The 13,414-nt window shown below is 64.3% G+C and carries 11 protein-coding genes; 4 read left to right on the top strand and 7 right to left on the bottom strand.

The window, feature by feature from the left end:
• Together LK459_RS06175 and LK459_RS06170 are read left to right on the top strand one after the other, a co-directional pair.
• Entirely contained in the window at nucleotides 1-207 is a 207-nt protein-coding gene (locus tag LK459_RS06175) for a hypothetical protein (RefSeq protein WP_083835955.1), read from the top strand.
• On the top strand, nucleotides 204-1,355 hold the full coding sequence (locus LK459_RS06170) for an LLM class flavin-dependent oxidoreductase (RefSeq protein ID WP_007240168.1): 1,152 nt from the start codon (nucleotides 204-206) through the stop codon (nucleotides 1,353-1,355). The genes LK459_RS06175 and LK459_RS06170 overlap by 4 nt, the downstream gene beginning before the upstream one ends.
• A 31-nt stretch (nucleotides 1,356-1,386) precedes the next feature.
• Here the strand turns inward: LK459_RS06170 and LK459_RS06165 are convergent, their stop codons facing one another.
• The 5 genes from LK459_RS06165 to LK459_RS06145 all read right to left on the bottom strand — a co-directional run bounded on the left by LK459_RS06165 (nucleotide 1,387) and on the right by LK459_RS06145 (nucleotide 8,922).
• Nucleotides 1,387-2,511, bottom strand: coding sequence for an acyl-CoA dehydrogenase family protein (locus LK459_RS06165; protein ID WP_007240167.1), 1,125 nt, complete (start codon nucleotides 2,509-2,511; stop codon nucleotides 1,387-1,389).
• A 28-nt stretch (nucleotides 2,512-2,539) separates the two neighbouring features.
• Nucleotides 2,540-3,709, bottom strand: coding sequence for an acyl-CoA dehydrogenase family protein (locus LK459_RS06160; protein ID WP_007240166.1), 1,170 nt, complete (start codon nucleotides 3,707-3,709; stop codon nucleotides 2,540-2,542).
• Between the two features lie 70 nt (nucleotides 3,710-3,779).
• Entirely contained in the window at nucleotides 3,780-5,099 is a 1,320-nt protein-coding gene (locus LK459_RS06155; protein ID WP_007240165.1) for an acyltransferase family protein, read from the bottom strand.
• Entirely contained in the window at nucleotides 5,096-7,165 is a 2,070-nt protein-coding gene (locus LK459_RS06150; protein ID WP_169315830.1) for a glycosyltransferase family 2 protein, read from the bottom strand. The genes LK459_RS06155 and LK459_RS06150 overlap by 4 nt, the downstream gene beginning before the upstream one ends.
• A 509-nt stretch (nucleotides 7,166-7,674) precedes the next feature.
• Nucleotides 7,675-8,922 (bottom strand): MFS transporter, encoded by a 1,248-nt coding sequence (locus LK459_RS06145; protein WP_039994337.1) that lies wholly within the window; start codon nucleotides 8,920-8,922, stop codon nucleotides 7,675-7,677.
• A gap of 87 nt (nucleotides 8,923-9,009) precedes the next feature.
• Between LK459_RS06145 and LK459_RS06140 the strand changes: the two genes are divergently transcribed.
• Complete coding sequence (locus LK459_RS06140) at nucleotides 9,010-9,591, top strand: TetR-like C-terminal domain-containing protein (protein WP_007240162.1); 582 nt, start codon at nucleotides 9,010-9,012, stop codon at nucleotides 9,589-9,591.
• Nucleotides 9,592-9,661: 70 nt separating this feature from the next.
• Entirely contained in the window at nucleotides 9,662-11,077 is a 1,416-nt protein-coding gene (locus LK459_RS06135; protein WP_227922292.1) for an amidase, read from the top strand.
• Between the two features lie 90 nt (nucleotides 11,078-11,167).
• Here LK459_RS06135 and LK459_RS06130 read toward each other — a convergent pair whose 3' ends face one another.
• On the bottom strand, nucleotides 11,168-12,811 hold the full coding sequence (locus LK459_RS06130) for a solute symporter family protein (protein ID WP_227922289.1): 1,644 nt from the start codon (nucleotides 12,809-12,811) through the stop codon (nucleotides 11,168-11,170).
• Nucleotides 12,808-13,179 carry a DUF485 domain-containing protein gene (locus LK459_RS06125; RefSeq protein ID WP_039994280.1) on the bottom strand — a complete coding sequence of 124 codons (372 nt, stop codon included), beginning with the start codon at nucleotides 13,177-13,179 and terminating at the stop codon, nucleotides 12,808-12,810. The genes LK459_RS06130 and LK459_RS06125 overlap by 4 nt, the downstream gene beginning before the upstream one ends.
• Between the last annotated feature and the right edge of the window lie 235 nt (nucleotides 13,180-13,414).

The following is a 13,414-nucleotide window of genomic DNA, read 5'->3' as shown; positions in this document are numbered from 1 at the left end:
ATGGGAGTGACGATGAGTTGGTTGTCCAGGGTGAGCGCGGTGTCGCAGCTGGTCGACACGCACCATCAGATGCTGTTGCGTGCAGCAGCAGGTCTCACCCCCGAATCGTCTGCTGCGATGTACGCGTGGTCGGATGACTCCGGCGTCACGTCCGCTCACGGGTACGACGGTGCCACCGCTCTGTCCACCCGCGAGACGGGCCGATGAGCACGGGACGGGCTGCGCCGCTGCCGCTCTCGGTCCTCGACCTCGCCCCGATCAGCGCGGGCTCGTCGCCCGTGGAGGCGATCCGCAACAGCATCGCACTCGCACGCGCGGTCGAGGAATGGGGCTATCGGCGCTTCTGGCTCGCCGAGCACCATTTCGTCGCGGTGGGTTCGTCGTCGACTGCCACCCTGATAGCACTGGTCGCTGCCGCGACGCAGTCGATCCGGGTGGGTAGCGCAGCGGTCCAACTCGGTCATCACAGCAAGGCATCGGTCGTCGAGGCCTTCGGGACCGTCGACGCCGTCTTTCCCGGCCGCCTCGATCTCGGACTCGGCCGCTCGGGGCAGCGTCGTACCGAATTGCTCGACGCCGCACGCACACCCACGGCGCAGCGGCCATCCGCGGAGCCTGAACGTGTCGTCGACGGGCTACTCCTTCCGCAGCCGTTCGCCGCCGCGGAGGTACTCTCGTCGCCCCTGATCGGTGCCACTGCAGCAGCGCTGGAGTTCGACGGTGCGATCCAACCCGATTTCGGTGACGCGGTTTGCGACGTCCTGGCATTCCTCGACGGCGGACTTCGCGTCGGCGACGTCGAATTGCATGCAGTGCCCGGGGAGGAGGCCGACGTGCAGGTCTGGGTGTTCGGCAGTAGCAAGGGCCAGAGCGCCCAGGTCGCCGGTGCCGAGGGGCTGCCGTTCGTCGCGAACTATCACGTGAGTCCCGCAACCGTTCTCGAGGCCGTCGATGCCTATCGTGCGCATTTCCGGCCTTCGGGGCGGCTGTCGCGGCCGTACGTGGTGGTGTCCGCCGACGTGGTCGTCGCTGACAACGACTCGGCGGCAACACATCTCGCGTCTACCTACGGCCACTGGGTGCACGACATCCGCACCGGTCGCGGGGCGCAGCCCTATCTCGATCCGACGACAGCGTCGCCGCTCACGGCCGAACAACGCGCTGTTGTCGACGACCGGATCCGCACCCAGTTCGTCGGATCGCCGTCGACGGTCGCCGAACGGCTCGACACACTGGCCCGGGTGACCGGCGCCGATGAACTGGTGATCACTAGTGTCACATACGATCTCGAGGACAGGCTGCGCTCCCACCAGCTCCTGGCAGCAGAATGGGGGCTCACCGACTCGAGTCGGTGAACCCCCACGCCGCCACGCTCTGACGGTCAGCTCAGTTGACCGTCACCATCTCGTACTCGCCGAGCCTGCTCGCGAGAGCGCTGACGTGTTCGTCGGCGTCGCCGAGCGTGCGTGATATCGCAGTGAGACGTGCGACGTAATGTCCCACAGGGTATTCCGCGGTCATGCCGATGCCGCCGTGCATCTGGATGGCCTCCTGGCCGACCTTGCGTGCGGAGCGGCAGATCTGGAGCTTCGCACGGCTGTAGACCGACGGATCGTCGACACCGTCGTTCAGTGATGCCGTCGCGTACAAACTCATGCTGCGCGCCAACTCGAGTGCCACGTACACGTCCGACGCACGCTGTGTGAGCGTCTGGAACGTCTTGAGTGGAACCCCGAACTGCTTGCGTGACTTGAGGTAGTCGGTCGTCAGTTCCATTGCACGCTCCATCGCGCCCACGGCCTCGGCGCACTGGGCGGTCTGCGTGAAGATCTCCGCATAGGAGAGCGCAGCGGACTGGTCACCGTCGGCGAGTTCGACGGCTGGGGTGCCCGCGAACGTGACCCGCGCGCCACGACGATCGTCGTAGGTGCGGAAACCGTCGACAGTCACCCCGGACGCGTCGGCGTCGGCGAGGAACAGTCCGACGGTTCCGTCCTGACGTCGGGCGCTGACCACGAACTTCTGTGCCACGTCGCCCGCGAGGACGGGATACTTGACGCCCTCGAGGGTGACTCCGTCGCTCGCGCCGGTCGCCGTGGTGGTGACCCCGGCTGCGGGCCAACGATCTTCGGGCTCGGCGTGTGCATATCCGAGCAGCAGTCTTCCCTCCGACACCTCGGTCAGCAGACTGGTCCGGCGATCACCCGACGCGACGCGGTCGATGACGACACCAGGAAGCAGCGCGCCGTACAGGACAGGCTCCGGCGCAAGACTCCGCCCTATCTCGCCCATCAGTGAACTGACCTCGACCGGTCCCGCGCCCGTTCCGCCGGCATCCTCGCTGAACGGCAGCCCGAGAATGCCGATCTCGGCGAGCGACGCCCAGATCGAGGGCGACCATCCGCTCTCGGTCTCCGAGACCGCGCGGATCTTCTCGATGTCATAACTCTTGAACACGCTGCGGACGGTGTCGCGCAGCAGTGCCTGCTCTTCGGTGAGCTCGAAATCCATTGTGTTACTCCAGGTTCTGCTGGGCCGACTACAGGCCGAGGATCGACGACGAGATGATGCTGCGCTGTACCTCCGACGACCCTCCGTAGATGGTGACCTTGCGGTAGTTGAGGTACTCGGGTACGGCGAGCTGGGCCCATTCCGGTGTCCCGACGCCGGGTGCGTCGACGGCAAGGCCGCGCGCACCCGCGACGTCGGCGAGCAACTCCGTCGCCGACTGCTGCAGTTCGCTGCCGCGCAACTTGACCAGCGACGAGATCGGGTTGGGCTTGCCGTCTGCCGAACCGGCGACGACGCGCAACTGGGTGACCTCGAGTGCGAGCAGTTCGGTCTCGAGTTCTGCCAGGCGTGCCGCGAACAGCGGGTCCTCGAGCAGAGTGCCGTTCGCGGTCTTCGTCGCGGCGGCGAGTTTCTTGGCCTCGGCGAGCTTGGTCTTGGTCCAGCCGACGCGTGCGATGCCGGTGCGCTCGTTGCCGAGGAGGAACTTGGCGTAGGTCCAGCCCGCATTCTCCTCGCCGACGAGGTTCTCGACGGGCACCTTGACGTCGTTGAAGAACACCTCGTTGACCTCGACGCTGCCGTCGATCAGCTTGATCGGGCGCATCTCGATTCCCGGGGTGTCGAGGTCGATGAGCAGGAAGCTGATGCCTGCCTGCTTCTTCACGTCAGGGTTGGTGCGGACGAGGCAGAATATCCAGTCGGCGTACTGCCCGAGGGTGGTCCACGTCTTCTGACCGTTGACGATGTAGTGGTCGCCGTCGCGCACCGCCCTGGTCTTCAGCGACGCGAGGTCGGAGCCCGCCTCGGGCTCGGAGAAGCCCTGACACCACCAGATGTCGAGGTTGGCCGTCGCCGGGAGGAACCGCTCCTTGATTTCCTGTGAACCGAACGTCGCGATGACCGGGCCCACCATGTTGACGTTGAACGTCAGCGGATCGGGGACGAAGTTCAGGCTGAGCTGATCGTGGTAGATGTTGCGCTGGATGGGGGACCAGTCACGGCCACCCCACTCCTTCGGCCAGCCCGGCGTCGCCAGGCCATCGGCGTTGAGAATGCGCTGTGTGGTGACGATGTCGTCGGGCAGGTTCAGCGTGCCTGCTGCTGCACGCTGACGGATCTCCTCGGGGATCTTCGTCGTGAAGAAGCTCTGGAGTTCTTCGCGGAACTTCTGTTCATCTGAATCGAACTTCAAGTGCATGTAACCAGTCTTACCCTTTAGCACCTGTCGTGCGAAAGTACGGGCACGATGGTTGGCGCCCGATCGTGCCCTAGTCGTGCGATCCGGCGGAGGCTGACGTGGCCGTCGAGAGTTTGCGGTTGTCCGGTAGTTCGGCCGTGTCAAGCGTGCGGGAGTAGTACTCGCGGAACCTGCCGCCGGTCTCGAACGTCGACAGGATGCGCATCGCATTCGACTCGACGTAGTTGAAGCTGAACCTCGCGGCAAAGATCGTGAGAGTGAGCACGACGGCAGCCGAACCGATGAAACCGCCGATCCCGAGGTCGCCAGGGAGCAGTACACCCACCCACCGTGCGAATCGCATGAGTGGTTCGTGCAGCAGATACATCCCGTAACTGAACACGCCGAGTGCGACCAACGGTCGCCAGGTCAACCACCGCGGTACCTGACCGGTCGTCATCACGATCGAGGAGATGAGTGCTGCTGACGCCACTCCCAGTGCGAGGCGCCACAGTTGGTCGGAGGTGTTCAGCGGGTCGCGGAGCGTGGCGACCAGGACGAACACGCCCAGCGCTCCGAGGGCGAGTGATCGACGAACCCACGCGCTCCGCAATTCGACGCCTCCTGCCACCGCGACCGCCAAGGCCATGCCCATGGCGAAGATGGACATCATTCCCAGTGGGCCGAACCACACACTCCAGCGGTCGTGCGAATAGGTCCGCACAGCCCACATCAGATAGACGACGCCCGCGACAGCGAGGACCGCTGGGAATGCCGACATCCGTGCGATACGAATACGGGGCGAATGGCTCTGGATCGCCCATGCCGTGGCGAGGGGCGTCACGATCGCCATGAGAACGTAGAAGTGGAACTCGACGGCGAGCGACCACGCGGGGCCATCGGTCCAGAAGATGTAGCGGTCGCTGTAAACGTGCAGCATGGACATGTGTAGCAGGAGGTCCTGCCACGTCCCTGGAAGCCGGGTGTTGGTTGCTGACCACACGACGAGCACCACGATGAAGTACAGCGGTAACAGACGCACGATTCGGCGCAGCAGCATGTCCTTCCACGTCGTCGAATTCCTGCCCGCCATCGCGGCGCGGGCGGCAGGCAAATACAGCACGAATGCACTCAGGACGAAGAACACCGTCACCGACGCGTCTGCGAACACTTCGAGCGTGTGATTGAGGCGGACCTCACCATCGCTCGGATGGGTGATGGTCAGCAGTTGGTTGCTGTGCACATGCGTCACGATCACCACCATGGCCGCGATCGCGCGCACCGGATCGAGCGGGAACCGTCGGCGGTGGGCCGGGGCGACCGGATCAAACCGTGCGACGAAGGGTATCGCACTCCTGGGTGACCGATGACGAGCGAAAGCTGTTGCGTCCGTGGTTGTATGCTGGGTCATGCGAGGCTCCTGTCGGCGGTCACAGGTGCGGTCACCGCGCCTGCGATGATCTGGCGATGTGGCGCCACACCGGTCGAGCCCGACTGCGGATCACCGGCTGTCGACGGTACGAATGCCCGCATGGTCCCTCGAGGAGTGACATGCCATTCGTGTTCTCCCATGATCTCTTTCACCTGTGCGACGCGTGCGACGAGGTTCTTCCACTCGTTGTAGATCGGAGACGCGATGAGCAGATACCAGACGAACCACCACTTGCGTTCTCGTACCTCCGGCACCGAGAGCCGCCAGGCGAACATGATCTGGATCGGTCCGGCGGCCAGCGTGTACAGGGTGGTCAACAGGAACAATGGCGACGACCATGACAGGCTCCCGTCCCGCCACCAGAGGAAGGCGAGTACTCCGATGATCATCGGTGAGATCCACGGGTAGACCTCACGCCACGCGAACAGCACGAACATTCCGAGCCGTTGACGCACACTCACCGAACGGCACGTCATCGCCGATGGGAGTTGGCGCATGGACACCTGAAACCAGCCCTGTGCCCAGCGCATCCGCTGCCGCCACAGCGCAGAGAGCGTGACCGGGGCGAGTTCTCGACTGATCAGCCCGGGATCGCTGACGATACTGGCGCCGGTGAGGATCGAGCGGATGGACGCGTCGATGTCCTCCGTCAACCGGTCGACCCGCATACGCACCCGGCGAAGCGTTGTCGCACGCCAGTAGCCATTCGAGCCACCGAAGATGCCGAAGTCGTGCAAACTGCTACGTCCTGGATGGCTGACCGCGTAGATCTGCTCGAACTCGATGGTCACTGCACGAGCGATGAGCGAGTCGTCTCCGTTGCGCACCACACAGTGGCCCTGCACGACATCGGCGCCGTCGGCGATCCAGTGCCATGCGCGAGTAAACGATCCGGGGACGGGATGATGATCGGCATCGAAGACACCGATGAACTCGCCGCGAGCGATCTGCAACGCCGCGTTGACATTCTGCGCTTTCGACGTGCTGTCACCTACCTTGAGGATCTCGAGCTCTGGGTGGACTCGCACCAGCTGTCGTAGTTGCGCTTCCACCGGGAGCTCTACTGGGGAGTTGTAGGCGAGAATCACCTGTAGCTCACCCGGGTAGTCCTGTCCCAGGACGTGTGCGAGTGTCTCGACGATGGTGTCCGCCTCGTTGGGGAGGTAAGCCGCAACGATGGCTGTCGCCACTGGCGGCCGGGTCTCCGGAGTCGGTGGCAGCGTCATCGGCGTCAGTGCGTGTAGCGATTCCGTCCAGATGAGAATTGCGGTGAAGGCAAGGGCCACAACGACTCCGACGTAAAACAATGTCGCGCTGTCGAAGCCGAACGCATAGGTCAATCGCATGATCAGGAACGGTCCCACAGTGCTGAGGCAGAGCACTGCGATTATCTGCAGCGGAAGGCGTAAGCGAGATGGGAGGAGCGTCCAATGGTGTGCCGTCCGTTGCGGACCGAGGCATACCAGATCGCGCCGGGTGAGTGACTGCTGAGCGGATTTGGCAGTGGTGGAGGCTATTTCAATTGCACGGTCGGCCGTGATCGTGTCCGGAATCCGGGAGTAGCCCGCTCCCAGGTCTACCCGATGAGTGCTGCCGTCGGTGAGCGACCACGGGACATTGGTCAGTGAATCGCAGATCGACGTGACTCGTGTGCGCAGTTCACGAGCGTTCTTCGCCGACATCAGTGCCACGACGATGTGCTGCTCGGTGTCGACCCACACGTTCTCCAGGTGAAGCAGGCTCGCTGCCACCTCGCTGCGCAGTCCCTGAGCCAGCGCGCGGAGCAGGGCTGGGTCGCGCAGTGTGCCGTACTCGTCGTGGTCACCGGGAGTGAGGACGACGAGGAACCGCGGGCGTTCCCGTTTGTGGGAGTCGGAGACCACCGGTTGGCCCAGATGTGAGACCAGTGCCTCGACGACTTCGATTTCGGACTCGTCATCAGCGGGCCGATGATGGTGACGCGGCGGGCGTGCAAGCTCCGGCGGGGCCGGCATGGCATGGCTTGCCGGTGGCATCGCGACGGACGTCGCAGGTTCTTCGGGCATGGCGGATGGCCTCCGGATGAGTTGGAACTCAGCGGTTTCAGGGATGACGACGCTTCCGGGATGACAACGTTTCCGGGATGACAAGCGGAGCGCAGTGCGGACGGTCATCGGCATGTCTCGTTGGCGATGACGGACCAAGAGGGGGAGTAGATCGTGTGTGCCGATCGGCGTTGACCGTGGTGGCGGTCGCGGGTGGCCCCCCACGTCCCGTGGCTCGAGATTAGCGTTCATCAGACGCGTGTGCCATCAGGACTTGGTCGTATCGGACGAACGGAGGACAGAGCGCGTATACGCGAGTTACATTAGACGCCAGTATTTTTCGTCCGTCGAACGAAGGTCGTCGTCTGGACTGCGACGGTCGACCTACTGGGCGCTTTCGAAATACGCTGTGTGACAGCTTGTTCGGTGATCGACCTCGCGTTGGTGGTTCATCGGATTGCGGCGCTCACCTCTGGCGCCGTACCCGCAGGGGTGATCTGTCGATCCGTGCTGGCGCAATGTGATTGCGCTCACTCGCCTTCTTGGCCCCGCCTGCGCCGAGTCCATGCGGTGACGCCCGCGCCGAGCACCGTGACGACGAGTACGTACGCCACGTAGCAGACGACGGTTTCCTGTAACCCGATGTGCGACACAACGAGCCCCGCGATCACAGCCGGCACGCTGAACGCGATGTAGCTCGTGATGAAGACGGCAGAGAAGACCTGCCCCCGCTGATGCGGTGGCGTCTGATCGCTGATGCTGTCCAGCGCGCCGAGGAATGTTCCGGCAAAGCCCGACCCCGCGATGATCGACCCGATGATGTAGAGCGGGAGCAGCGAGGTGAGCACACCTGCCAGGGAGATGATCGCGCCGCCGGCGAGTGCCGGGTAGCCGAACGTGAGCTTCGTATCGGCACCCCAGGCTGTGATGGTGAGGGACGTGACCGCGCCCGAGGCGAAGAACACGAACAGGACTGCACCGGCGGCGCCGTGGTTGGCGATGCCGAACACACGTGCCACCACCGACGACCCGAGGGAGAGATAGAGGCCTCCCATCGACCAGGTGGCCACGAACGCGGGGATCGCCGTCAGGAACAGACGCTGCAGGGCCGACGGCACCGACGCCTGGGGGACGAGGGTTCGCCACATATGGCGGTGCGAATCGAATCCGACGCGTTGTGACGTCTCCGGGACGATCAGAAGTGCGACGAGCAGGATCGCGAATGCCGCGAGGGTCAGCTCGTACACCAGAAACCTCGGCTGGGGCGCGTACTGAACGAGTATTCCGGCGACGACGACGCCTCCCGCGAGTCCGACCGTCGGTCCGGCTCCGGTGATCGCCGAACCGAGGCGCTGGGACGGTTGCATGTCGACGACGGTCGCGGTCAGCGTGCCGATCGCCGCGCCGGTTGCCAGGCCCTGCAGTGCGCGGGCGGCGATCAGGAGTCCGACGCTGTCGGCGACGACGAACAGCACCATGCTGGCGATGAGTAGGACGAGGGCCACGGCGAGGACTGGCCGTCGTCCGATGTGATCGGAGAGTGAGCCGACCGTGAGCAAACTGACCAGCATCGTCGCCACGTAGACCGCGAAGACGACGGTGAGGGTGAACGGCGAGAAGTCCCACAGCTGTTGGTAGACGGGGTACAGCGGTGACGGCGCCGCGGAGGCGAAGAGCACCGTGATCATGGTTGCCGTGACGATCCAGAATGCGCGGTGGGGGTGCAGCGGACGAGCGCCGCGGCGTCGTCGAGTAGCGGTTTCCGCTGTGGCCGTCACGGTGCCTCCTAAAGCAATCCCGATTGCATTAAGCTCAATGTATGTGGGGCTTGCCCTAAAAGCAACAAACTTTGCAATAATGGTCGCATGGCTGGAACGTCGCAGGCAACCGCTCACACGCACGGCAAGCGCCCGGGTGGACGCAGTGCCCGTGTGCAGAGCGCGGTGTACACGGCGGTCGGTCAGCTCGTCGGTGGCGGTGAACGCGAGACCATGACCATCCCGCAGGTCGCAGAACTCGCCGGAGTGAACCCCACCAGCATCTACCGCAGATGGGGGACCATCGGCGACCTGCTCGAAGAAGTCGCGGTGGCTGCGCTGACGCAGGGGGAGGAACTGCCCGATCACGGCATACTCGCCGATGATCTCGGTGACTGGTCACGCATCATCGCTTCCGACATCGCTCGGCCGAAGCGCCGGGCCTATCTGCGTGCGATGGCGTCGGCACGTGACGGCATCGTCGAAGCGTGTCCGTGCTGGGAGATCAGGCGGGAGCAGGCGACGCGGATGATCGAGCGCGCCGCTGCGCGCGGAGAACAGACGCCCAGTGTGCGGCAGGTACTCGATCACATCATCGCCCCGCTCTACCACCATGCGGTCTTCGCGCTGCCGATCGACGACGACTACGCCACCGACCTCGCTGCAGATGTCATGGCTATGGTGCGGTGAGTAGACGCACCTGAGACCGGTTCTGTCGGTCCTGCTCTGCGGGCCGCCCTCCATGACTAGGCTTCGGCCCATGCAGCATGTACATGCCTTCCGCGACGACGCGCTCGGCGAACTCGACGGGGTGGGTGTCGGCGCGACCATCGCGGCAGGCGAGATCTCGGCGGTCGAAGCGGTCGACGCCGCGCTCGATCGCATCGACTCGGTGAATTCCGCGCTCAATGCGGTCGCCTTCGACGACCGTGAGCGCGCCCGCAAGCGCGCCGTCGATGCCGACTTCGGAATGGGCTCCTTCGCCGGTGTCCCCTCGATCGTGAAGAACAACACCGGATTTGCAGGGATACCGACGCGCAACGGTTCTGCTGCGACGCCTGATCGATCAGCGACGGAGACCGAACCACTCCTCGAGCAGTTCTGCTCGACCGGCGTCAACGTTGTCGGTGCATCCACCCTTCCGGCGTTCGGGCTCACTGCGACAACGGAATTCGTGGACAGAGAGCCGACGCGCAATCCGTGGGACACCGATTACTCCTGCGGTGCGTCATCGGGCGGATCGGCGGCGCTGGTCGCCGCGGGAGCGCTGCCGATCGCTCACGCGAACGACGGTGGCGGTTCGATCCGTATCCCTGCGGCAGCATGCGGTCTGGTGGGATTCAAGCCGAGCCGTGGTCGGCTGCTGTTGACGGCGGAATCCGAGCAGATGCCCATCGATCTCATCGCCAACGGAATCGTGAGCCGATCGGTCCGGGACACCGCGCACTTCCTCGCCGATGCCGAGAAATTCCACCCCGCACGAGATCTCCCGGGAACTGGACTGGCCGACACTCCCATTCGTCGTCGCCTGCGCGTCGCGATGATGACCGAACCGATCACCGGACAACTTCTCGACCGCGACACCGAGAATGCGGTCGCGAGCGTCGCCCAGCTACTCGAGTCACTCGGCCACGGCGTCGAGCATGTGCCGGTTCCGGTGGACAGGCGCTACGTCGACGACTTCACCGAGTACTGGGCGCTGTTGGCATTCTTCATCGACCACTTCGGAAAACGTTCCTACGGCAAGGAGTTCGACCGTTCGAAGCTCGACGCATTCACGCTCGGGCTCTCTCGTAAGTACCTGCGTCGGATGTGGCACACACCTTCGATGATGCGCGCGTTGAAGCGATCGACCACAGCATTCCGAGAGCTGTTCACCCGATTCGACGTCGTGCTGTCACCGACGCTCGCGCACACCACCCCGGAGATCGGATACCTCGATCCCGCAGGCGACTTCGACGTCATCTTCGATCGACTCATCCGCTATGTCTCGTTCACTCCCATCAACAACACCTCCGGTACACCCGCCGTCAGCCTGCCGCTCGCGCAGTCGTCGACGGGCCTGCCGATCGGCGTGCACTTTTGTGCCGACCTCGGCGACGAGCGCACACTGCTCGAGCTGGCTGTCGAACTGGAGGCGGCCTGCCCGTTCGCGCGAATCCAGGACGTCCGCTGAATCGAGTGTCGAGATCGCCCGTCCGCCGATCACACGAGACCGCCGGGCACTCGAGTGTCTCGAGTACCCGGCGAGCTGTCACCGTCGAGGTCAGTGCGCCACAGCCTTTTCCGCGCCGATACCGGTGAGGGACCGTACCTCCATCTCCGCGTTGCGTTCGGGTGTGCCGCGGTCCTTCGGAGCAGTGAGGGTGCCGACGATCCCGAGCAGGAACGCGATGGGTATCGCCACGATGCCGGGGTTCTCCAGCGGGAACCACGCGAAGTCGGAACCGGGGAGCATCGATGTGGCCTTGCCCGACACCGCAGGAGAGAAGATGATCAGGATCAGCGTCAGCCCGAGTCCGCCGTAGATGCTCCACAGCGCGCCGCGCGTGTTGAACCGCTTCCAGTACAGCGAGAACAAGATCGTCGGCAGGTTCGCCGCCGCGGCGATCGCGAACGCGAGTGCGACCAGGAATGCCACATTCTGCCCGTTCGCCAGGATGCCGAGAACGATGCCCAACACGCCGAGCGTCACCGCCGCCACCCGGGACACGCGAACCTGGTCGGCCTCGCTTGCCTTGCCGCGCTTGATGACACTGCCGTAGATGTCGTGCGCGAACGACGCTGATGCCGTGATGGTCAAGCCGGCCACCACCGCGAGGATTGTCGCGAAGGCGACAGCGGAGATCACTCCGAGCAGCACCACACCGCCGAGTTCGAAGGCGAGCAACGGTGCCGCGGCGTTCTCCTTGCCCGCAGCGGACATGATGCGATCGGGACCGACGATGGCTGCGGCGCCGTAACCGAGGACGAGGGTGAAGAGGTAGAACGCACCGATCAGTGCGATCGCCCAGACCACCGACCGGCGGGCCTCCTTGGCGGTGGGCACCGTGTAGAAGCGCATCAGCACATGCGGCAGTCCTGCGGTGCCGAGTACGAGGGCGATGGCCAGCGAGATGAAGTTGATCTTCGACTCGAACGACCCGCCGTACTTGGCGCCGGGCGCGAGGACATCGCGGGAGGCGATCTTCTCACTCGACGATCCCGAGATCGCATGCTGAGCAGAACCGAGGATCTCCGAGAAGTTCATCCCGAACTTGCCCAACACGATCGCGGTCATTATCGCCGCACCCGCGATGAGTAGGACGGCCTTGATGATCTGGACCCACGTCGTGCCCTTCATGCCGCCGACCAATACGTAGACGATCATCAATGCGCCGACGACCGCGATCACGATCGACTGGCCTGTCCGCGACTCGACGTCGAGCAGAAGAGCAACGAGGCCACCAGCGCCGGCCATCTGAGCCAACAGATAGAACAGCGAGACCACGAGAGTCGAGATCGCTGCGGCGAGCCGCACCGGCCGCTGCCGCAGTCGGAAGCTCAAGACGTCGGCCATCGTGAACTTGCCGGTGTTGCGCAGCAGTTCGGCCACCAGCAGCAGTGCGACCAACCATGCGACCAGGAATCCGATCGAGTACAGGAAGCCGTCGTATCCGTAGACGGCGATGGCGCCGGCGATACCGAGGAAGCTGGCCGCGGACAGATAGTCACCCGCGATCGCGATTCCGTTCTGCGGGCCGGAGAAGGCACGACCTCCGGTGAAATAGTCCGCGGCAGTGGAGTTGTTGCGGCTCGCTCGGATCACCACGAACATCGTGATCGCGACGAATGCGATGAAGATCGCGATGTTGGCGGCCGGGTTGCCCACCGTTCCGGCGGCGAGATGCAGGGTCGACGACGAGCTCACCGGGCCACCTCCTCGTTGGCCACCTCGGTGTCCATCTCCGCGCGCAGAGCGGCGGCCCTGGGATCGAGTTCGCGGTTGGCGAAGCGGACGTATGCGCCCGTGATGACGAATGTGGAGACGAACTGCAGCAGGCCGAGGACCAGACCGACGTTGATGTTGCCCCACACCGGCGTTGCCATGAAGTCGTGGGCGAAGGCGCCGAGCGCCACGTAGATGCCGTACCAGACCAGAAAGAATGCGGCCATCGGAAAGACGAAGCGACGCAACGTCCGACGGAGATCCTGGAATTGTTCGCTGTGCTGCATCTCGAGGAACTGTTCACCCGTCGGCGCATTCTGCGCCTGCGGTACTCGTTCAGTGGTTGACACGGTGCCTCCGAAGGAATTCGTGTGATGTGGATACCCGGTAACCATGAAAGAGAGGTAGATCACCCGCAATGGGGTGTCGTGGATCACACGACGAAGCTCGCTGATCGTGCGCCGAACGGTCGGTCAGCGCAGACGAGCGGTCAGCGCAGACGAGCGGTCAGCGCAGACGAGTAGTCAGCGTAGACGAGTGGTCAGGGCAGACGAGCGGTCAGGCGAGGTCGTCCCGTATCCGTTG

Origin of the sequence: Gordonia otitidis (genome assembly GCF_020735545.1) — a bacterium.
Lineage (GTDB): Bacteria > Actinomycetota > Actinomycetes > Mycobacteriales > Mycobacteriaceae > Gordonia > Gordonia otitidis.
This window is presented reverse-complemented; position numbering and strand designations above follow the sequence as displayed.

Bases quoted from the DNA above. Each gene is read 5' to 3' on its own strand.
- LK459_RS06175 (WP_083835955.1), top strand. From the start codon at position 1: ATGGGAGTGACGATGAGTTGGTTGTCCAGGGTGAGCGCGGTGTCGCAG.
- LK459_RS06170 (WP_007240168.1), top strand. From the start codon at position 204: ATGAGCACGGGACGGGCTGCGCCGCTGCCGCTCTCGGTCCTCGACCTC.
- LK459_RS06165 (WP_007240167.1), bottom strand. From the start codon at position 2,511: ATGGATTTCGAGCTCACCGAAGAGCAGGCACTGCTGCGCGACACCGTC.
- LK459_RS06160 (WP_007240166.1), bottom strand. From the start codon at position 3,709: ATGCACTTGAAGTTCGATTCAGATGAACAGAAGTTCCGCGAAGAACTC.
- LK459_RS06155 (WP_007240165.1), bottom strand. From the start codon at position 5,099: ATGACCCAGCATACAACCACGGACGCAACAGCTTTCGCTCGTCATCGG.
- LK459_RS06150 (WP_169315830.1), bottom strand. From the start codon at position 7,165: ATGCCCGAAGAACCTGCGACGTCCGTCGCGATGCCACCGGCAAGCCAT.
- LK459_RS06140 (WP_007240162.1), top strand. From the start codon at position 9,010: ATGGCTGGAACGTCGCAGGCAACCGCTCACACGCACGGCAAGCGCCCG.
- LK459_RS06135 (WP_227922292.1), top strand. From the start codon at position 9,662: ATGCAGCATGTACATGCCTTCCGCGACGACGCGCTCGGCGAACTCGAC.